General features: G+C 72.9%; 17 protein-coding genes and 1 pseudogene. 8 read left to right on the top strand and 10 right to left on the bottom strand.

What is annotated here, in order from left to right; all coding sequences use genetic code 11:
• Positions 1-82: 82 nt before the first annotated feature.
• Positions 83-178 (bottom strand): annotated as a pseudogene (locus ACIP93_RS06970) (peptide-methionine (S)-S-oxide reductase); the annotation flags it as partial.
• A 53-nt stretch (positions 179-231) separates the two neighbouring features.
• Here ACIP93_RS06970 and ACIP93_RS06965 point away from each other — a divergent pair.
• Positions 232-1,716, top strand: a complete 1,485-nt coding sequence (locus tag ACIP93_RS06965) for a recombinase family protein (RefSeq protein WP_401756505.1) — start codon at positions 232-234, stop codon at positions 1,714-1,716.
• Positions 1,717-1,864: 148 nt separating this feature from the next.
• Here ACIP93_RS06965 and ACIP93_RS06960 read toward each other — a convergent pair whose 3' ends face one another.
• From ACIP93_RS06960 to ACIP93_RS06950, 3 genes are all read right to left on the bottom strand, one after another.
• Positions 1,865-2,107, bottom strand: a complete 243-nt coding sequence (locus ACIP93_RS06960) for a hypothetical protein (RefSeq protein WP_401756503.1) — start codon at positions 2,105-2,107, stop codon at positions 1,865-1,867.
• A 129-nt stretch (positions 2,108-2,236) separates the two neighbouring features.
• Positions 2,237-2,902, bottom strand: a complete 666-nt coding sequence (msrA, locus tag ACIP93_RS06955) for a peptide-methionine (S)-S-oxide reductase MsrA (RefSeq protein ID WP_401756501.1) — start codon at positions 2,900-2,902, stop codon at positions 2,237-2,239.
• Positions 2,903-3,059: 157 nt separating this feature from the next.
• Positions 3,060-4,166 carry a hypothetical protein gene (locus ACIP93_RS06950; RefSeq protein ID WP_401756499.1) on the bottom strand — a complete coding sequence of 369 codons (1,107 nt, stop codon included), beginning with the start codon at positions 4,164-4,166 and terminating at the stop codon, positions 3,060-3,062.
• A gap of 130 nt (positions 4,167-4,296) precedes the next feature.
• Here ACIP93_RS06950 and ACIP93_RS06945 point away from each other — a divergent pair, with 130 nt between their 5' ends.
• Entirely contained in the window at positions 4,297-5,457 is a 1,161-nt protein-coding gene (locus ACIP93_RS06945) for a cystathionine gamma-synthase (RefSeq protein ID WP_345228740.1), read from the top strand.
• Positions 5,458-5,476: 19 nt separating this feature from the next.
• Here the strand turns inward: ACIP93_RS06945 and ACIP93_RS06940 are convergent, their stop codons facing one another.
• The 3 genes from ACIP93_RS06940 to ACIP93_RS06930 all read right to left on the bottom strand — a co-directional run bounded on the left by ACIP93_RS06940 (position 5,477) and on the right by ACIP93_RS06930 (position 6,957).
• Positions 5,477-5,731: a hypothetical protein gene (locus ACIP93_RS06940; protein ID WP_345228739.1), complete on the bottom strand. Its 255-nt coding sequence runs from the start codon at positions 5,729-5,731 to the stop codon at positions 5,477-5,479.
• Positions 5,732-5,828: 97 nt separating this feature from the next.
• Positions 5,829-6,305, bottom strand: coding sequence for a sigma factor-like helix-turn-helix DNA-binding protein (locus tag ACIP93_RS06935; RefSeq protein ID WP_401756496.1), 477 nt, complete (start codon positions 6,303-6,305; stop codon positions 5,829-5,831).
• Between the two features lie 136 nt (positions 6,306-6,441).
• Positions 6,442-6,957: a MarR family transcriptional regulator gene (locus ACIP93_RS06930; RefSeq protein WP_345228737.1), complete on the bottom strand. Its 516-nt coding sequence runs from the start codon at positions 6,955-6,957 to the stop codon at positions 6,442-6,444.
• 187 nt (positions 6,958-7,144) lie between these two features.
• Between ACIP93_RS06930 and ilvA the strand changes: the two genes are divergently transcribed.
• The 3 genes from ilvA (at position 7,145) to ACIP93_RS06915 (ending at position 10,423) form a co-directional block, all read left to right on the top strand.
• Positions 7,145-8,374, top strand: coding sequence for a threonine ammonia-lyase (gene ilvA, locus ACIP93_RS06925; RefSeq protein WP_401756493.1), 1,230 nt, complete (start codon positions 7,145-7,147; stop codon positions 8,372-8,374).
• A gap of 214 nt (positions 8,375-8,588) precedes the next feature.
• Complete coding sequence (locus ACIP93_RS06920) at positions 8,589-9,560, top strand: ATP-binding cassette domain-containing protein (protein ID WP_401756491.1); 972 nt, start codon at positions 8,589-8,591, stop codon at positions 9,558-9,560.
• Positions 9,557-10,423, top strand: a complete 867-nt coding sequence (locus ACIP93_RS06915) for an ABC transporter permease (protein ID WP_401756489.1) — start codon at positions 9,557-9,559, stop codon at positions 10,421-10,423. The genes ACIP93_RS06920 and ACIP93_RS06915 overlap by 4 nt, the downstream gene beginning before the upstream one ends.
• Positions 10,424-10,521: 98 nt before the next feature.
• On the opposite strand, the gene greA is transcribed toward ACIP93_RS06915, so the two are convergent.
• Together greA and ACIP93_RS06905 are read right to left on the bottom strand one after the other, a co-directional pair.
• Positions 10,522-11,019 carry a transcription elongation factor GreA gene (gene greA / locus ACIP93_RS06910; protein WP_345228731.1) on the bottom strand — a complete coding sequence of 166 codons (498 nt, stop codon included), beginning with the start codon at positions 11,017-11,019 and terminating at the stop codon, positions 10,522-10,524.
• A gap of 177 nt (positions 11,020-11,196) precedes the next feature.
• The gene (locus ACIP93_RS06905) at positions 11,197-11,646 is read right to left on the bottom strand and encodes a DUF4307 domain-containing protein (protein WP_401756487.1); all 450 of its coding nucleotides are present in this window, start codon (positions 11,644-11,646) and stop codon (positions 11,197-11,199) included.
• A 120-nt stretch (positions 11,647-11,766) separates the two neighbouring features.
• On the opposite strand from ACIP93_RS06905, the gene mca reads away from it, so the two are divergent.
• Together mca and ACIP93_RS06895 are read left to right on the top strand one after the other, a co-directional pair.
• Positions 11,767-12,648 (top strand): mycothiol conjugate amidase Mca, encoded by an 882-nt coding sequence (mca, locus tag ACIP93_RS06900; protein WP_401756485.1) that lies wholly within the window; start codon positions 11,767-11,769, stop codon positions 12,646-12,648.
• Positions 12,649-12,666: 18 nt separating this feature from the next.
• Positions 12,667-12,909, top strand: a complete 243-nt coding sequence (locus tag ACIP93_RS06895; protein WP_380837230.1) for a hypothetical protein — start codon at positions 12,667-12,669, stop codon at positions 12,907-12,909.
• A 152-nt stretch (positions 12,910-13,061) separates the two neighbouring features.
• Here ACIP93_RS06895 and ACIP93_RS06890 read toward each other — a convergent pair whose 3' ends face one another.
• Entirely contained in the window at positions 13,062-16,322 is a 3,261-nt protein-coding gene (locus ACIP93_RS06890; protein ID WP_401756483.1) for a tetratricopeptide repeat protein, read from the bottom strand.
• A gap of 240 nt (positions 16,323-16,562) precedes the next feature.
• On the opposite strand from ACIP93_RS06890, the gene ACIP93_RS06885 reads away from it, so the two are divergent.
• Entirely contained in the window at positions 16,563-18,587 is a 2,025-nt protein-coding gene (locus ACIP93_RS06885; protein ID WP_401756481.1) for a thioredoxin domain-containing protein, read from the top strand.
• Positions 18,588-18,771 lie beyond the last annotated feature (184 nt).

Genomic DNA, 18,771 nt, shown 5'->3' with positions numbered 1-18,771 from the left:
CCCCCTCACTAATGCCCGTTGCTGCCCGGCAGTGCGGAGCCGGGCCACCGCTCCCGCCACAGCGCGGCGAGCGCCTCCGGTGTCACCGCTCTCCGGCCGGGGCCACTCCGATCGGGCAGGAGACGCCCGTGCCGCCGATTCCGCAGTAGCCCGCCGAGTTCTTGTCCAGATAGTGCTGAAGCAGCATCTCTCTCTGCGTAGAATTAGTGACTCTTCGTAAAGGGGTGGGAAGTGAACGAAGTGGCACCGGTGATCCCGGTTGTCTCGTACGCGCGTATCTCCGCCGACACGGCCAGGGACGGTCACGGCGTCGAGGACCAGCACAAGGTGAACGGGGAGACGGCGGCCCGTCTCGGCTGGACGATCGTGCACCGCTACACCGACAACGACCTGTCGGCGGCAAAGGCGGCGGTGGTGCGTCCGGACTTCGAGGCCATGGTGAAGGCGCTCAAGTCGGGCCGTATGCCGGACGGGCAGCCCGTATGCGGCGTCATCGTGGTCGCGGACGACCGGCTCACGCGCCGGGCGGGCGACTACGAGCGGTTCGTGGATGCGCTCACGTACGAGGAAGGACGGCTCTACGCCGACGCCAAGGGGTCGAAGAACCTCTACAGCGAGGACGTGGAGTCCATGGGGCTCTTCGGCGTAGTCATCTCCAAGATGGAGGTGCGCAAGATGCAGCGGCGTGCACGCCGCTCGCACCGCGCCCGCGCCGAACTGGGCATCCCGGTGGGCGGAAAGCGCCCGTTTGGCTGGCAGGACGACAGGCTCACGCTGGAGCCCGAGGAGGCGGCGTGGCTGGCGAAGGGCGCCCGCGAGGTGATCGCGGGCAAGTCCATGCACTCGATCCTCCGCGAGTGGCGGGAGGCCGGCGTCCGCACGATCAACGACAAGGAGTGGGCGAGCCGCTCGCTCAAGCTCGCGCTGTGGAACCCGCGGCTGTGCGGCTGGCGGAAGCACAACGGCGAGCTGGTGCGTGACGCCAACGGCGTGCCGGTCGTGGGTCGCTGGGCGCCCGTCATCACGCCGAAGGAGTGGATGGCTGTCAACGCCATCTTCTCGGCGCGGGTCGGACCCAACGTGAAGTTCGACGGATCGGTCACTGACTATCGCACTCCGTCCTACCTGCTGACGGGAATCCTTCGATGCGGAAAGCCTGGTGCGGACGGACAGATCTGCCACGCGCCGCTCCGCGCCACTGCCCGTCCGGACCTTTCCGGCGGCTATCTCTACCAGTGCCCCAGCAAGGAAATGGGCGGCTGCGGTGGCACGGGGCGCAATGGCGCCAAGATTGACGAATTCATCACGGAGGCAGTTCTCGCGAAGTTGGAGGAACGGGCGGCCAGGACGAAGCATGCGGACGATGAATGGGCTGGGGAGGAAGAGCTGACCCGCCTGACGAAGAAGCAGCGCAAGCTGCTCCAGGCGTGGCAGGAGGACCAGATCTCGGATGAGCTGTTCTTCCCTCAGAGCCAGAAGATGGAAGCGCGCGTCAGGGAACTCCGCGCGGACCGTACCCGTCACGTCCTCAACCGGCGGCGTGCAGCCGAAGTAACCGGCGACGTGCGCGAACGCTGGACCTCCGGCCGGCTGGACCTGGCGCAGAAGCGTGCCCTGATCAGGGAGGCACTGCACGCGGTGATCGTCCTGCCCGTGGGTGGCGGTGGTCGGCGCCCGTTCAACCCTGACCTACTGGTCCTGAAATGGCGGGGCTGACGGGGAGCTGAAACGGAAAAGGGCACCGCCGTCTGGCTGGTGCCCCTTCGTCCGTCACGAAGGGGCCGCAGAGGGTGCCGTCCGCGACGGCACGGAGGAGCGGATCGAGGCAATCGCGCCACCAGGGACGGCGGTCAGCGTAGAAGTACTAACGCGCGTGGAAGTCCGGGTCCGGATCGGCGGTGTCGTCCAGGACGGTCCACAGTGCGTCCTCCGGGTGGAGGGCGGCGCGGTGGGCCGACCAGTCCGTCGGCTCGGACGGGTCGGCCCGGTCGGTGGTCACCACGTACACCTCGCCGCTCGCGGAGAGCTCGTCGAGGACCGTGTCGTACCGGTCGAGGAGGATCGCTTGCTCCCCCTCCTCCTTCGCGTGGCGCTTCGACTCCGGCAAGCTGTGGAAGCGCACCTGCCTGTCGGCGTACGCCGTCTTCTGCTCATGCGGAAGCAGCGGCCCGGTAGGTGGCCGGTCCTGCCACAGCCGGACCAATCGCCCATGGGGCGGAGTCGACGACCGGGGCGGTCACTCTCCAGGGGCCTTGGCGATGCCGATCGGGCAGGCCACCCCCGTCCCTCCGATGCCGCAGTAACCATCGACGTTGCGGTCGAGGTACTGCTGGTGGTACGGCTCGGCCGGCCAGAAGGGGTTGTCGGCGGCGGGGAGGATCTCGGTGGTGATCCTCCCGAAGCCGTTGCCCGTCAGGACCTCCTGGTAGGCGGCCCGGGACGCCTCCGCCTCGGCGAGGTGGGCGGGGGAGTGCGGGTAGATCGCCGAGCGGTACTGGGTGCCCACGTCGTTGCCCTGGCGGAAGCCCTGGGTGGGGTTGTGGGACTCCCAGAAGAGCTTCAGGAGGGCGGCGTAGGAGACGACGGAGGGGTCGAAGACCACCCGGACGACCTCCGTGTGGCCGGTCAGGCCGGAGCAGACCTCCTCGTAGGCGGGGTGGGGGGTCGAGCCGCCCTGGTAGCCGGCCAGGGTCGTCCACACGCCCGGGGTCTGCCAGAACTTCCGCTCCGCGCCCCAGAAACAGCCCAGGCCGAAGTCGGCGGTCTCGAAGCCGTCCGGGTAGGGGCCCAGGAGCGGGTTGCCGAGCACCGTGTGGCGGGAGGGGACCTCGAATTCGGGGGTGGTGCGGCCCTTGAGGGCCTGCTCGGGGGTGGGGAGCTGCGGCGTACGGCCGAAGAGCATGGTTCCTCCTGGAGCGGGGGTGGGGCGATCCGTACAACAGGGGAGGGGCGGCCCGGATTCCCGGCCGCCCCTCGGACGGGAGCCACGGGCCCGGGAGGAAGCTACGGGCCCGGGGGAAGCTACGGGCCCGGACGGGGACCACGGGCCCGGGGGAGCGTCACGGGCGCAGTGTCGCCGGGCTGCCGCCGTTGGACTCGTAGCCCGCCACCGCCAGATTGCGGTGCAGGGTGTAGTCGGCCGCCGGGTCCGGGCTGTGGGTCCAGGGGAGCGCCCCCACGTAGCCGTCGACCGCCGCGATCTGCCGGACCGCCTCCGCCCAGCGCTCCGAGCGGACCAGGAAGAGGATCAGCAGGTGGCGCACGTGCGCCAGCATCGGGTCGTCCGGACGGGCCGCGTGCACCGCGAACAGGGCGCCCTCGACGGCCCGGGTCACCACCGCGCTCTGGTAGAAGCTGTTGACCACGATCACCTCGGGGAGGTGGTCGTAGACGGAGAAGAGGGGGAGCGCGGCCAGCAGCGAGCCCTGGGGGGCGCGGGAGGCGGCCATGGTGGCGAAGGAGTCCGACTCGGCGCGCGAACCGTGCCACTTCTCCGAGAGGTAGTGCAGGGCGACCAGGTGCGCCCCCAGATGCGTCGGTGCGCGGTCGATCACTTTCGCCCAGAGACGGTCGAACTCCGGCCGGGGATAGGCGAGTCCGCGCGCGATGGACAGTTCGACGATGTACGGGACCGGGTCGCCCGGCGACAGGAGGGCGGCCTGCGCGCACAGGTCACGGGACTCCTCCAGGATGATCCGCCAGTCGTCCTTGTCCGCCGAGGACGAGCGCCAGGCCTGCTGCACCAAGAATTCTGCGTGAACTTGTGCGCCGCCCGCGTCCTTGGGGGACTCGGCGCGCCAGTCGCGCAGCCAGCGGCCGCCCTCGCCGGGGCGCTGGGCCAGTTCCAGGGACGCGGCGCCCGCGAAGGCCTGCACCCGCTGCCAGCGCACCTCGCCCTCCTTCGGCGTCCCGGCCAGCAACTGCTGCGCCGCCCGCCAGTCCTGCGTGCGCTGCACCACGTCGAGGACGTCCAGCAGGTCCTGGTCCGGGCCCGGCAGCCGTACGTCCAGGGCCTCCTGCCGCACGAAGCCGTACTCCTGCGGATCGGCCGCGTCGGGCGAACCGGGCGCGGCCAGCCGGATGCCGCCGCTCCTGCGGCGCAGCAGCAGGGGGCCGAGGGCGGCGAAGAGCACGAGCACCGCGATCAGGAACCAGAGAATGTCCATACCGACATTGTCCCCGGACCCGGCGCGGGCGTTTCGGACAGCCGTCGGGGGCCTCCGCGGGCGGCCGATTCCGCGACGCCGTCGCGCACAGCGGACACGAGTGACCGGTGGGAGAACTACCCTCGGCCCCATGACTGATGAGCAGAGCCGCACCGCGCGCGCCTTCGAGACCCTCGCCATCCACGCCGGCAACACCGCCGACCCGCTGACCGGCGCCGTCGTCCCGCCGATCTACCAGGTGTCGACGTACAAGCAGGACGGGGTGGGCGGCCTGCGCGGCGGCTACGAGTACAGCCGCAGCGCCAACCCGACCCGCACCGCCCTGGAGGAGAACCTCGCCGCCCTGGAGGGCGGCCGGCGCGGGCTCGCCTTCGCGTCCGGGCTCGCCGCCGAGGACTGCCTGCTGCGCACGCTCCTGTCGCCCGGCGACCACGTCGTCATCCCGAACGACGCGTACGGCGGCACCTTCCGCCTCTTCGCCAAGGTCGTCTCGCGCTGGGGCGTGGAGTGGTCGGTCGCCGACACCTCCGACCCGGCGGCGGTACGGGCCGCGCTCACGCCCCGTACGAAGGCGGTGTGGGTCGAGACGCCCTCCAACCCGCTGCTCGGGATCACCGACATCGCGGCCGTCGCCGACGTCGCGCACACGGCGGGCGCCAGGCTCGTCGTCGACAACACCTTCGCCAGCCCCTACCTCCAGCAGCCGATCGCGCTGGGCGCGGACGTCGTCGTGCACTCGACGACCAAGTACATGGGCGGTCACTCGGACGTCGTCGGCGGGGCCCTGGTCACCAACGACGCCGGAATCGCCGAGGAGCTGGCCTTCCACCAGAACGCGATGGGCGCCGTCGCCGGGCCCTTCGACGCCTGGCTGGTGCTGCGCGGCATCAAGACCCTCGCCGTCCGCATGGACCGGCACAGCGAGAACGCGACGCGCGTCGCCGACATGCTGAGCGCCCACCCCGAGGTCACCCAGGTCCTCTACCCGGGGCTGCCCGAGCACGCCGGGCACGAGGTCGCCGCCAAGCAGATGAAGGCGTTCGGCGGCATGGTCTCCTTCCGGGTCCGGGGCGGCGAGGAGGCCGCGGTGCGGGTCTGCGACCGGGCGCGGCTGTTCACCCTCGGCGAGTCCCTCGGCGGCGTCGAGTCGCTGATCGAGCACCCCGGGCGCATGACGCACGCCTCGGTGGCCGGGTCCGCGCTGGAGGTGCCCGCCGACCTGGTGCGGCTGTCCGTCGGCATCGAGTCCGGCGACGACCTGCTCGCGGACCTGAAGCAGGCCCTGGGCTAGGACCGCGGCGGGAACCGGGTCAGAGCCCCTCCACCGGCGGCGTGACGTCCGCCGGTGGAGCCTGCCACGGGTGCGCCACCGACGCCCACACCAGGAACACGATCACCGCGACCGTCGCGACCGCCCACCCCGCCCGCCGCAGCGCCCGGCGCCGCCGCAGGTCGCGCGTGCCGCGCTCGGTGGCCCGCAGGAGCAGGTCCGACGGCACGACCGGACGCGCGGCCTGCTCCAGGGCGAGACGGGCCGCGTCGTCCTTGCGCCGTTGCAGGCTCACGACGCCACCGCCCGGCCCGTGTCCGCACCCCGCGCCGCCCGATCCATGCCCGCACCCCGCGCCGCCCGCCTCATGTCCGCACCCCGCGCCGCCCGGCTCATGACGCCACGGCCGCGCGCGAGGGAGGTGCCGGCGCCCGGCGCAGTTCGTCGACGTGCGAGACCGCGCGGGCGCAGATCGCCCGCACCCGCTGCACCGGCAGCCCCAGCAGCGCCGCCGTCTGCTCCTCCGGCACCCCCTCGTACATCCGCAGCACCAGCACCAGGCGCTCCTGCGGCGTCAGCGCCGCCAGCAGACCGCCCCGCCGCCTGCGGTGGTGCCAGGAGGTGCGGGCGAACCGGGCCGCCAGCTCCTGCCGGGTGCGGTCGTACGGGTCCTCCCCGCGCAGGAACTCCCAGCGGGCGTACGCACTGGCCAGCGCCGCGACGAGGAGGCGCTGGGCACGGGGGTTGGCGTCGGCGGGCTCGGCCGTCAGCAGCGTCGAGACATGCAGCAGCCGGCCTGCGGCGCCCGCCACGAAGGCTTCGAACTCCCTTGCGCGGCGCCGCTGTTGACCTGCATCGCGCTTGTTCACCGTTCCTCCCCGGCCGGCTCCTCCTGCTCATATGAAGCCAGGCGGGGGGACAGGTCAAGAGGCGGGCGCGGCGAGTGCGTGACGACCCGTCAGGGGCCCTGCCGGAGCGGCGGCGCGGGCCCCTTCCCGGGCCGGGTCAGGAGGCCGTCGGCACGTCGCCCGAAGCGTCGCCCGAGGCCGCCGTCTGGCGGGCCGAGAGCGCCGAGTTGAAACGGGTCAGCAGCGTGGTGAACGCCTCCCGCTCGTCCTCGCTCCAGCCGTCCGTGACCTGCGCCATCAGCTCGCGCCGCGAGGAGCGCACCTCGTCCAGGCGCGCCTGGCCGCGCGGCGAGAGCTGGAGCACGACCGCACGGCCGTCCTCGGGGTGCGAGGTGCGCTTGACCAGGCCGGTGTCGACGAGCGGGGCGACCTGGCGGGTCACCGTCGAAGAGTCGATGCCCATGCCCGCGGCGAGCGCCTTGACGCCCATCGGGCCCTCCTGGTCGAGGCGGTTGAGCAGCAGGTAGGCCGCGCGGTCCATCGAGTTGCGGACCTGGCCGACGCCGCCGAGGCGGGTCTGTTCCGCACGGCGGGCGAAGACGGCCACCTGGTGCTGAAGGGCATCGAGGAGACCGGCGGCGGGGTCGGTCGTCATGTCCTGGGGAGGGGGCATGGCTCGGGCTCTCTTCGTGCGGTGGTCGGGTTGGTGGGGCAAGGGTACGCGGGTGCGGGCACACGCGTACCGGCGCTGCGCAAACCTGTGGACGACGGACCCTGCGAACGGGTCCCGGCGCAGGTCACCGGGGCTGCCCCTGAGACGGTCCGGCACCCGCCCCCGCCGGGCTGCCAGACTGGCCGCCATGAGTTTCCGCACGCCCGAAAACGCCCGCAGCCTGATCCTCGACGATGTGCGCGGTGCGCAGAAGATGCTCTCCGGGGTGGCCCGCTGCACCCCGCTGGAGGGCAGCCGGCACCTCACGCGCCTGGTGGGCGCCCCCGTCCACCTCAAGTGCGAGAACCTCCAGCGCACCGGTTCCTTCAAGCTGCGCGGCGCCTACATCCGCATCGCGGGCCTGCGCCCCGAGGAGCGCGCCGCCGGAGTGGTGGCCGCCAGCGCCGGCAACCACGCCCAGGGCGTGGCGCTCGCCTCCTCCCTGCTCGGCGTGCGGTCCACCGTCTTCATGCCGGTCGGCGCACCGCTGCCGAAGGTGGCGGCCACCCGGGAGTACGGCGCGGAGGTGCGGCTGCACGGGCAGGTGGTGGACGAGACGCTCGCCGCGGCGCAGGAGTACGCGCGCGACACCGGCGCGGTCTTCATCCACCCCTTCGACCACCCCGACGTCATCGCGGGCCAGGGCACGGTGGGCCTGGAGATCCTGGAGCAGTGCCCAGAGGTGCGGACGATCGTGGTCGGGATCGGCGGCGGCGGCCTCGCGGCGGGCATCGCGGTCGCGGTGAAGGCGCTGCGCCCCGACGTGCGGATCGTCGGCGTGCAGGCGGCGGGCGCGGCCTGCTATCCGCCGTCGCTGGCCGCCGGGCGTCCCGTCTCCCTCGCCGCGCTCCAGACGATGGCCGACGGGATCAAGGTCGGACGGCCGGGCGACGTGCCGTTCGCCATCGTCGACGAGCTGGTGGACGAGGTGCGCACGGTCTCCGAGGACGAGCTGTCCAGCGCGCTGCTGCTGTGCCTGGAGCGGGCCAAGCTGGTCGTGGAGCCCGCCGGGGCGAGCCCGGTGGCGGCGCTGCTGAGCCGGCCGGAGTCCTTCGCGGGACCGGTCGTCGCCGTGCTGTCGGGCGGTAACGTGGACCCGTTGCTCATGCAGCGCACCCTGCGGCACGGCATGGCCGCGGCGGGCCGGTACCTGTCCCTGCGGCTGCGGCTGACGGACCGGCCGGGGGCGCTCGCGCAGCTTCTCGGGACGTTGTCGGTGCTGGACGCCAACGTGGTCGACGTGGGGCACACCCGGGCCGGTCCGCAGCTCGGACTCACCGAGGTGGAGGTGGAGTTGCAACTGGAGACGAAGGGCCCGAAGCACTGCGCCGAGGTGCGGGAGGCGCTCCGGGACGCGGGGTACGCGGTCGTCCCGTAGGCCGGGGGAGGGCCTTCGCGGCGGTGCGGGGGCGGGTACCCGGAAAACCTTCCCCGGACGCGATGTATCGCGTTATGGTGTGTCTCGCGCTCCAGCCGTGCCGGGCGGCCCGACGGCTCCCGTCGGGCGGCCCCCTCGGCACTCGCCGGGCGGTGCGTGCCCGGCAAACCTAAAATTTCGCGCAGGAACCACCCACACAACTGGGGGACCCCTTATGCCAGGAGCCATCCACGCCGAGGGTCTGGTCAAGACCTTCGGCGACGTGAAAGCCCTGGGAGGCGTCGATCTCGACGTCCCCGAAGGCACCGTCCTCGGCCTCCTCGGGCCCAACGGGGCGGGCAAGACCACGGCCGTCCGCGTCCTGACCACCCTGCTCCGGCCCGACAGCGGCAAGGCCTTCGTCGCCGGGATCGACGTCCTCAAGCACCCCAACGAAGTACGGCGCTCGATCGGCCTGTCCGGCCAGTTCGCCGCCGTCGACGAGTACCTCACCGGCCGCGAGAACCTCCAGATGGTCGGCCGCCTCTACCAGATGTCCAAGAGGGCCTCCAAGGCCCGCGCGGACGAGCTCCTGGAGCGCTTCAACCTCGCCGAGGCCGCCGACCGCACGGCCAAGACGTACTCCGGCGGAATGCGCCGCCGGCTCGACCTCGCGGCGGCCCTGGTGGTCTCCCCGCCGGTGATGTTCATGGACGAGCCCACCACCGGCCTCGACCCCCGCAACCGCCAGCAACTCTGGGAGGTCATCAAGGAGTTGGTCTCCGGCGGCACCACCCTCCTGCTCACCACCCAGTACCTGGAGGAGGCCGACCACCTCGCCCACGACATCTGCGTCATCGACCACGGCAAGGTCATCGCACGCGGTACCTCGGACCAGCTCAAGGCCCGCACGGGCGGCGAGCGCATCGAGGTCGTCGTCCACGAGCGCGAGCACATCGCCGTCGCCGAGGAGGTCCTGCGCGGCTTCGGCAAGGGCGGCACCAAGGTCGAACACCACACCCGCAAGCTGACCGTCCCGGTCACCGGCGGCGCGAAGCTCCTCGCGGAGGTCATCCGCGAACTGGACGCGCGCGGCGTCGAGATCGACGACATCGGCCTGCGCCGCCCGACGCTGGACGACGTGTTCATCTCGCTGACCGGGCACGCGGCGGAGGCCGACGAGACGGAGGAGGTGGCGGCCGCATGAGCACGGACACCCTGGCGGCGTCCAAGTCGCTCGCGCCGGTTCCCAAGGGCGGTCTGGTGCAGTCGGTCACCGACTCGCTGACCATCGCCAAGCGCAATCTGATCCGCATGTCCCGGATACCGGAAATGATCCTCTTCGGGATCATCCAGCCGGTGATGTTCGTGGTGCTGTTCACGTACGTGTTCGGCGGCTCGATGAGCGTGGGCGGCTCCACCGACCCCGCCGTCTACAAGAACTTCCTGATGGCGGGCATCTTCGCGCAGACGGTCACCTTCGCCACCGCGGGCTCGGCGGCCGGCATCGCCGACGACATGCAGAAGGGCCTCGTCGACCGCTTCCGGTCGCTGCCCATGGCCCGCGGCGCGGTCCTCACCGGCCGCACCGTCGCCGACCTCGTGCAGACCTGCATCACGCTGGCCGTGCTCGCGGCCGTCGCCCTGCTCGTCGGCTGGCGCACCGGGTCGCACGCGCCGACCCACATCGGCAAGGTGCTGGCCGCGTTCGGCCTGCTCCTGCTCCTGGGGTACGCGTTCACCTGGATCGGCGCGCTCATCGGCCTGTCCGTGCGCACCCCGGAGGCCGCCACCTCGGGCGGCATCATCTGGCTCTTCCCGGTCACCTTCGTCTCGAACGCCTTCGTCGACACGAGCATGATGACGCCGTGGCTGCGGCACGTCGCCGACTGGAACCCGTTCAGCGCCATCGTGCAGGCCTGCCGGGAACTCTTCGGCAATCCGGGCGTCTCCCCGTCGGCCGCCTGGCCGATGCAGCACCCCGTGTGGGCCTCGCTGCTCTGGGCCCTGCTGATCATCGTGGTCTTCCGCACGCTCGCGGTGCGCAAGTACCGCAAGGCCGCGGTCTAGCCGCCGCACACGCCGAGGGCCCCCGGCGCGCGCAGTGGCGCGTGCCGGGGGCCCTCGTCGTCGGCGTACGAGTGCCGCAGACGTACGGGACCGGTGGCTCAGCCCTGGTAGGGCGTCGCCTCCAGAATCCGGACCATGGCCTTCTTGCCGTTCGGCAGCTCGTACTCGGCGTCCTCGCCGACCTTCTTGCCGGTCACGCCCGCGCCCAGCGGGGACTGCGGCGAGAACGTCTCGATGTCGGAGGACGGGTACTCGCGGGAGGCGAGCAGGAAGGTCAGCGTGTCGCTCTCGTCACCGTCGAAGGCGATCTTCACGACCATGCCGGGGCCGGCCTCGCCGCTGGACGCGGTGGCCTCGCCGACCTGGGCGCGCTCCAGGAGCTGCTTGAGCTGGCGGATGCGGAGCTCCTGCTTGCCCTGCTCCTCCTTGGCCGCGTGGTATCCGCCGTTCTCCCGGAGGTCGCCCTCCTCGCGGGCAGCCGCGATCTTCTGGGTGACCTCGGCGCGCGCGGGACCCGACAGGTACTCCAGCTCTTCCACGAGCTTGTTGTACGACTCCTGGGTCAGCCAGGTGACGTCGTCGCTGGTCTGGGTCACAGGTGCTCCTCGAAGTTACGGATAACAAAGCATCGCCCTGACCGCGGAGGACGTGCCTCCACGGGCGGGCGAAACCACGAGCCTAACAATTCGATGCCCCGGAGGGGAGAACCAAAACCGTCACGACTGCGTCAACGCAGGTCAGAGACGTATGGTCGGTGGAAGCGGGGGGCGGGTCTACTGCCCGTCCGCGGTGCAGCCCACCAGTTCCGCGCTGGTGGCCTCGGACGTCGTGCGGATCGGGTAGATCTCGTCGATCCGGGTCTGCCCCCGCTGGTCCACGCGCACGTCCTTGCGCCCGACCTCGGCCCCGCTCTCGGCGATGGCCCGCACCGTGCAGGTGCCGGTGGCGTCGGCGTCCTTGCGGATCTCCAGATGCACCCTGACCTCGGTCTGCGAGGACCTCGGGTCGAACTTGATCATCTCGGCGCTGATCACCTGCCGGGAGATGTACCCGTACCCGATCCAGCCGATCAGCAGGAGCAGCAGCACCCCGAGCACCGAGCCGATGATCTTCAGCTTGCGGTCCGCGCGGTCGTCGGCGGAGCGGCCGTAGCGTCCCTCGGGAGCACCGGAAGGGGGCCCGGCGGGGGTCCCGCCGGAAGCTCCGTCACGTACCGCGTTCATGCTGTGGTCCTCCGGCTGCGCAGGGGTCAGGAATATTTCCCGCCCCCGGTTCGGTCACTATAAGAGCCGCACACGGCGCCACGGACACCGAGGGCGCCCGGATCACCGAGGATCGAGATCTTGACTGAGCAGCTGCGCTTGATGGCCGTGCACGCCCACCCCGACGACGAGTCGAGCAAGGGTGCGGCCACCATGGCGAAGTACGTGTCCCAGGGGGTGGACGTCCATGTCGTGACCTGCACGGGCGGCGAACGGGGCTCCATCCTCAACCCGAAGCTCCAGGGCGACTCGTACATCGAGGAGCACATCCACGAGGTCCGCGCCCGCGAGATGGACGAGGCCCGCGAGATCCTCGGCGTCAAGCAGGAGTGGCTCGGCTTCGTCGACTCCGGTCTGCCCGAGGGCGACCCGCTGCCCCCGCTGCCGGAGGGCTGCTTCGCCCTGGAGGACGTCACCGAGGCGGCCGGCCGTCTGGTGAAGTCGATCCGCGCCTTCCGGCCGCAGGTCATCACGACGTACGACGAGAACGGCGGCTACCCGCACCCCGACCACATCATGACCCACAAGATCACGACGGTGGCCTTCGACGGCGCGGGCGACCCGGCGGCCTTCCCCGAGGAGGAGTTCGGCCCGGTCTGGCAGCCCCTGAAGCTCTACTACAACCAGAGCTTCAACAAGCCGCGCACGGTCGCCCTGCACGAGGCGCTGCTCGCCCGCGGCCTGGAGTCGCCGTACGGGGACTGGCTGAAGCGCTGGGACGAGTCCGAGCGCGAGGAGCGCAACCTGACCACCTTCGTGCCCGCCTCCGACTTCTTCGAGATCCGCGACAAGGCGCTGCTCGCGCACGCCACGCAGATCGACCCGGACGGCGGCTGGTTCCGCATTCCGATGGAGATCCAGAAGGAGGTCTGGCCGACCGAGGACTACGAGCTGGCGAAGGCCCTGGTCCCCACCTCCCTCCCCGAGAGCGACCTCTTCGCGGGCATCCGCGACAATGGCTGAGTGAACGTTTCTCAGGCAATGACTCAGTTCGTGCCGCTCGCCGCCGACACCTTCGACAAGAACAAGGTGACGCCGGGAATCCTCGGCTTCCTCGTGTTCGCGGCGCTGGCGGTCGGAGTGTGGGCGCTGATGAAGTCGATGAACCGGCACATGGGCAAGGTCTCCTTCGAGGAGGCCCCGGACCCGGACGCGCCCGCCCGGACCTCCGAGAAGGACCCGGCGGCGCCCCTCGCCGAGGACTCCGCCGCGCGGCGCGAGTAGTCCGCCCGGACGGGCGGCGGGGGCGCGGAGTCCGGCCGCGGGGGGGTCGGAGCGTACGGGTCCGGCCAGGACCCGTACGGACTCCGGTGGAGCGCACTCCGGGCGGGGCGCCCGGCTGTCCGGCCCCGGCCCCGGCCCCGGAGCGCCCGGCTTCACGCCCCCTCCTCGCCCTGCCCGAACGGCACCCCCATCACCTCCCGCGCATGCCTGTTCGGCACCATGCCCAGCCGCCACGCCTGCCAGCCCGCCCCCAGGTCCGCGCCCCGCCCCAGCACCACCCGGTACGCGTCCAGGCAGTCCGCGAGGCGTTCGTCCCGCGCCGGGTGCGGCTCCGCGGCCAGCAGCGCCAGTTCCTCCGCGGCCGACGACGTGCCCGCCTCCGGTCCGCCCGGGTGCGCGAACGGCAGCAGGGTGCAGCGCAGGAAGCGCGCCCAGTCGCCGCCCCGGCGGTCGTCGTACGAGGCGAAGAGCGCGATCGCCTCGTCGCACAGGGCGAGCGCCTGCTCCGGGCGGGAGTTGCCCGCGTCGACGACGACCAGCTCCAGCACCGTCCACGCCTCCCCGTGCGCGACCCCGATCCGCCGGAAGTCCTGCCGGGCGTCGGTGAGGAGCTGACGGGCGAAACCGGAGTTGCGCAGGTTGCCCGTCTGCACGGCCCGCTGGTCCCGGGTCACCCGGCCCGAGTGGTGGCGGGCGCAGGCCAGCCCGTACACGTCCCGCATCCGGGAGAACATCGTGCGGGCCCGCTCCAGCTCGCGGACCGCCTGGTCGTGGTCGCCCCGTTCCTCCAGGGACTGGCCCAGGTAGTAGAGGGTCCAGGCCTCGCCGCGCGCGTCCTCGTTGTCGCGGTGGCGGGAGAGGGCGTGGCGCATGCCGTCCACCGCCGGTTCCGGGTCGCCGGCGACCAGCCGGGCCCGGGCGAGCTGGGTCAGCGCCCAGGCCTCGCCGCGTTCGTCGCGGGTACGCCCGTACAGGTCGAGGGCGGCGTTTAGCTCCGCTTCGGCGCGCGGCGCCTCCCCCCTGCGCAGGTACACCTGGCCGAGCTGGAAGTGGGCCCACGCCTGCCCGTGCAGCGACTCGCTCTCGCGGTGCAGGGCCAGGGACGTGCCGAGGAGTTCGGCCGCCTCCGCGAGGTTCGCGCGGTCGCGTTCCACGGCGGCCAGCGCGTGCAGGTTCCACGCCCGGTCGCCCGCGAGAGCGGGGGAGGACTGGAGGGCCAGGGCCTCCCGCAGCTTGGCGGCGGCCTCGGTGAGGTTGCCCTGGTGGTGCAGCGTGATGCCGAGCGAGCCCAGCGCCCGGGCCGCGCCCGCCTCGTGGTGGGCCTCGAAGTACAGGTCCACCACCGACGAGAGGGTCGTGCGGGCCTTGTCCAGCTCGCCGAGCTGCCGGGCCGCGATGCCGGTGCGCCACTGGACGGACCGCAGGAGCAGGCCCTGGTCGACGGCCTGCGTCAGCTCGCTGATCTCGCCGAGGCGGTAGAGGTCGCCCCGCAGCAGGCAGTAGTCGCACAGGGCGCCCAGCAGATTCAGGACGAGCCGCGTGTCCACGCCCTCCGCGTGCCGCAGCGCGGCCGTGATGAAGGAGGACTCGTCGTCCAGCCAGCGCAGCGCCGCGTCCAGCGAGGTGAACCCGTGCGGGCCGAAGCGGTCGGCGCGGGTCGAGGTCTTGCCGTCGACCAGCCGGATCACGGAGTCGGCCAGCTCGCCGTAGTTCTGGATGAGACGTTCCTGCGCGGCGGTCCGCTCGGCGGGCTCCTCCTCGTCCAGCAGGCGGGTGTACGCGAAGGAGCGCACGAGGTCGTGGAGGCGGTGGCGCCCGCTGCCCACGGGCTCGATCAGCCCGGCGGCGGCCAGCTCGGCCAGCCGCCGCCGCGCCTCCTGCTCGTCCGTGGCCAGCAGCGCGGCCGCCGCCGCCCCGCCCAGCGAGGCCCGGCCCGCGAGCGAGAGCCGGCGCAGCAGTCTGCGCCCCTGCTCCGACTGGTCGGCGTACCGCAGCGAGAGCGCCCGCTCGACCGGGTCGAGCGGTCCGTACGCCTCCAGGTCGGCGGCCAGCGCGCGCGGACTGCGCGGGCCCAGCGAGGAGCCCGCGACCCGCAGCGCCAGCGGCAGCCCCCGGCACAACTCCGTGATCCGGTCGGCCGACGCCCCGTCGTACGGTTCGTCGCGCGCGGCGCCCTCGTCCTGCGGGACCGCCCGCAGCAGCTCCTCCGCACCGGCCGCGTCCAACGGCCGCACCGCGAGCTGGTGCACCCAGGCCGGTACGTCCTCGGGGAGGGCGAGCGGCTGGGACGCCGTGACCAGCACCAGGCTGTCCGAACGCTCCGGGACGAGCGTGCGCACCTGCTCGGGGTCGGTGGCGTCCTCCAGGACGACGGTCACCGGCAGGCCCGTCAGGTGCTTGTGGTAGACCTCCGTCAGGCGCTTCAACTGCTGTTCCCGGGTGGCGCGTTCGGTGCGCTGCTCGCGGAAGAGGAGCTGGTCGCGGGGCGCGCCGAGGCGGTTCAGGAGCTGGAGCAGGGCGTCACGCGTGGACGTGGCCGACTCGGCCCGGCCCGGCGCGCCGTTGCCCAGCTCCACCAGGCACGCCCCGCGGAACTGGTCGCGCAGCGCGTGCGTGGCCCGCAGCGCCAGCGTGGAGCGCCCCGAACCCGCCTCCCCGTACAGCACGACGACCGTCGGCCGGGTCTGTGTGCTGGCCCGCGCCGCGTGCACCCACTGCGCGATCTGCGCCATCTCGCCGCGCCGCCCGGCGAACGGGCCCTCGGGCTGCGGGAGATGGCCGAACGACTGCTCCAGTACGGTCCTGCGCCGGGCGGCCGCGCTGCGGTCGCCGCCGCGCAGCGGAACGGACGCGCCGGCGGGCTTCTTCCCCGGGCCGCGGGTGCGGGTGGCGGCGCTGAGCACGCGCTGCCGGTCGAGGTAGGGGCGTACCCCCCGTACTTCGAAGGCGGTCAGCCACTGGAGCTTCAACTGCTCGTGACCGCCGGGCTGTCCGAGCGCGCCCGCCCTGCGGTGCGCGGCGGGCCAGTGGGTCGCGGTGACCTTGGCGACGGTCGCGGTCGCCCCGGCCACGGCGACGGCGGCCCCCGCCGCCAGGGCGGTGCCCGAGCCGGTCCCCAGGGCGAGGTCGGTGGTGAAGGCGGCCGCGGCGGCGACGGCGGTGACCAGGACGGGAGTGCTGATGACGGCCCCGCTGAACCGTTCCGACAGGTGCTGCCGGCCGGCGTCCGCGCGGTCGAGCGCGGCGACGTACGCGGCGTACTCCTCGGCGGCGGGCGCGGCCAGCTCGTCCAGCGCGGCGCGGGCGCGCGCCAGCAGCGCCCGGCCGTCGGTCCGGCCGCCGGACCGCCGCACCTCCTCCTCGACGGCCCGTACCAACACCTGCTCGGCCTCGACCCGATGGCTCTCCCGCATAGTGCGTCCCCCTCCGCGACGGTCCTGCGACGTCCGGGCACGGCCTCGCCTGTGCGGACCGCCCGGAGGTGTCAAGTGTCCTGCCTGAGGGGCGCGGACGCGAGGGAGCAGAGGGGGTGCGTGTGCTGCCGGTGACGTGGGGGAGGGGGGCGCGGCCCGGCCGTGGGGAGGGGGCGGCCCGGGGCATTGCGGAGGCGGAGGTTCCGTAGTGCCGGGGAGGTCCTGGGGCAGGATGGGGGAATGCCCACGAATCGACTGGCCCATGAGACGTCCCCCTATCTCCTCCAGCACGCCGACAACCCCGTGGACTGGTGGCCGTGGTCGCCGGAGGCCTTCGCGGAGGCGCGGCGGCGGGGGGTGCCGGTGCTGCTCAGCGTGGGGTACAGCAGTTGCCACTGGTGCCACGTCATGGCCGGCGAGTCCTTCGAGGACGAGGGGACGGCCGCCCTCATGAACGAGCACTTCGTGAACGTCAAGGTCGACCGCGAGGAGCGGCCGGACGTCGACGCCGTCTACATGGAGGCCGTGCAGGCGGCGACCGGGCAGGGCGGCTGGCCGATGACCGTCTTCCTCACCCCCGACGCCGAGCCCTTCTACTTCGGTACGTACTTCCCGCCGGAGCCCCGGCACGGGATGCCGTCGTTCCCCCAGGTGCTGGAGGGCGTCCGCGCGGCGTACGCGGAGCGGCGCGGCGAGGTCGACGAGGTCGCCGGGAAGATCGTCAAGGACCTGGGCGAGCGCTCGCTGGCCTTCGCGGCGAACGGGACGCCGGGCGAGGGGGACCTGGCGGCGGCGCTGCTGGGCCTGACCCGGGAGTACGACTCCCGCAACGGGGGCTTCGGCGGCGCGCCGAAGTTCCCGCCGTCGATGGTGCTGGAGTTCCTGCTGCGGCACGCGGCGCGGACCGGGTCCGAGGGGGCGCTCCAGATGGTCACGGACACCTGCGAGGCGATGGCGCGCGGCGGGATCTACGACCAGCTCGGCGGCGGGTTCGCGCGGTACGCGGTGGACGGTTCGTGGACCGTCCCGCACTTCGAGAAGATGCTGTACGACAACGCGCTGCTGTGCCGCGTGTACGCGCACGTGTGGCGGGCCACCGGCTCGGACCTGGCGCGCCGGGTGGCGCTGGAGACCGCCGACTTCCTAGTGCGCGAACTGCGCACCGCGGAGGGCGGGTTCGCCTCCGCGCTGGACGCGGACAGCGAGGACGGCTCCGGGCGGCACGTGGAGGGCGCGTACTACGTGTGGACGCCCGGTCAACTGCGTGAGGTGCTGGGGGAGTCGGACGCCCGGCTGGCGGCGACGTACTTCGGGGTGACCGAGGAGGGCACCTTCGAGGAGGGCGCCTCGGTCCTGCAACTGCCGCTGGACGCGGGAGAGCTGGTCGACGCGGCGCGCATCGCCGAGATCCGGGTCCGGCTGCTGGCGGCGCGCGGCGAGCGGCCCGCTCCCGGGCGGGACGACAAGGTCGTCGCCGCGTGGAACGGGCTGGCGATCGCGGCGCTGGCCGAGACGGGCGCGTACTTCGGCCGCCCGGACCTGGTGGAGCGTGCCACCGAGGCCGCGGACCTTCTGGTACGGGTCCACTTGGACGACGCCGCGAGGCTCGCCCGCACCTCGCGGGACGGGCGGGTGGGCCCGAACGCGGGGGTCCTGGAGGACTACGCGGACGTCGCGGAGGGCTTCCTCGCGCTCGCCTCGGTGACGGGCGAGGGGGCCTGGCTCGACTTCGCGGGCTTCCTGCTGGACCACGTGCTGGTGCGGTTCCGGGGGGAGTCCGGGGCGCTGTACGACACGGCCGACGACGCGGAGAAGCTGATCCGCCGCCCGCAGGACCCCACGGACAACGCGACCCCTTCGGGCTGGACGGCAGCGGCCGGCGCCCTGCTGACGTACGCGGCGCACACGGGTTCCCCGGCCCACCGGGAGGCGGCGGAGGGCGCGCTCGGCGTGGTCAGGGCCCTGGCCTCGCGGGCCCCGCGGCACATCGGGTGGGGGCTCGCGGTCGCGGAGGCGGCGCTGGACGGGCCGCGGGAGGTGGCCGTGGTGGGCGAACCGGCCTCGCCCGGAGCGCGGGAACTGCACCGCACGGCCCTGCTGGGGACGGCCCCCGGTCTGGTGGTGGCGTTCGGCGCGCCCGGCAGCGACGAGTTCCCCCTGCTGGCGGACCGCCCGGCGGGGGCGTACATGTGCCGGCGGTTCGTGTGCGCGGCCCCGACGGCGGACGTGGCGGTGCTGGCGGAGCAGGTGGGCGCAGAGGTCTAGGCGGGGGCAGGGGGCGTAGGCGCGCCGGCCGCGTACGAGCGGGACCCCCCCGCCCGTACGCGGCCGGCGCACCGTCATGCCCGGACGCCGGCCGGCTCCACCGCCCGGCGCCGCACCGACATCGCGGCCGGGGCCACCGCCGAGACGACGGCCGGCACACCGCAGAGGCCGACCGCCGTACCGG

Source organism: Streptomyces sp. NPDC088745, assembly GCF_044751045.1.
GTDB lineage: Bacteria > Actinomycetota > Actinomycetes > Streptomycetales > Streptomycetaceae > Streptomyces > Streptomyces cremeus.
Note: the sequence above shows the minus strand (reverse complement) of the source record. Positions and strands in the feature narration are given on the sequence as shown.

Coding starts and splice junctions, on each gene's coding strand:
- ACIP93_RS06915 (WP_401756489.1), top strand. CDS start 9,557: ATGAGCACGGACACCCTGGCGGCGTCCAAGTCGCTCGCGCCGGTTCCC.
- ACIP93_RS06885 (WP_401756481.1), top strand. CDS start 16,563: ATGCCCACGAATCGACTGGCCCATGAGACGTCCCCCTATCTCCTCCAG.
- ACIP93_RS06890 (WP_401756483.1), bottom strand. CDS start 16,322: ATGCGGGAGAGCCATCGGGTCGAGGCCGAGCAGGTGTTGGTACGGGCC.
- ACIP93_RS06905 (WP_401756487.1), bottom strand. CDS start 11,646: ATGAACGCGGTACGTGACGGAGCTTCCGGCGGGACCCCCGCCGGGCCC.
- ACIP93_RS06920 (WP_401756491.1), top strand. CDS start 8,589: ATGCCAGGAGCCATCCACGCCGAGGGTCTGGTCAAGACCTTCGGCGAC.
- ACIP93_RS06930 (WP_345228737.1), bottom strand. CDS start 6,957: ATGCCCCCTCCCCAGGACATGACGACCGACCCCGCCGCCGGTCTCCTC.
- msrA (WP_401756501.1), bottom strand. CDS start 2,902: ATGCTCTTCGGCCGTACGCCGCAGCTCCCCACCCCCGAGCAGGCCCTC.
- ilvA (WP_401756493.1), top strand. CDS start 7,145: ATGAGTTTCCGCACGCCCGAAAACGCCCGCAGCCTGATCCTCGACGAT.
- ACIP93_RS06950 (WP_401756499.1), bottom strand. CDS start 4,166: ATGGACATTCTCTGGTTCCTGATCGCGGTGCTCGTGCTCTTCGCCGCC.
- ACIP93_RS06945 (WP_345228740.1), top strand. CDS start 4,297: ATGACTGATGAGCAGAGCCGCACCGCGCGCGCCTTCGAGACCCTCGCC.
- ACIP93_RS06895 (WP_380837230.1), top strand. CDS start 12,667: ATGACTCAGTTCGTGCCGCTCGCCGCCGACACCTTCGACAAGAACAAG.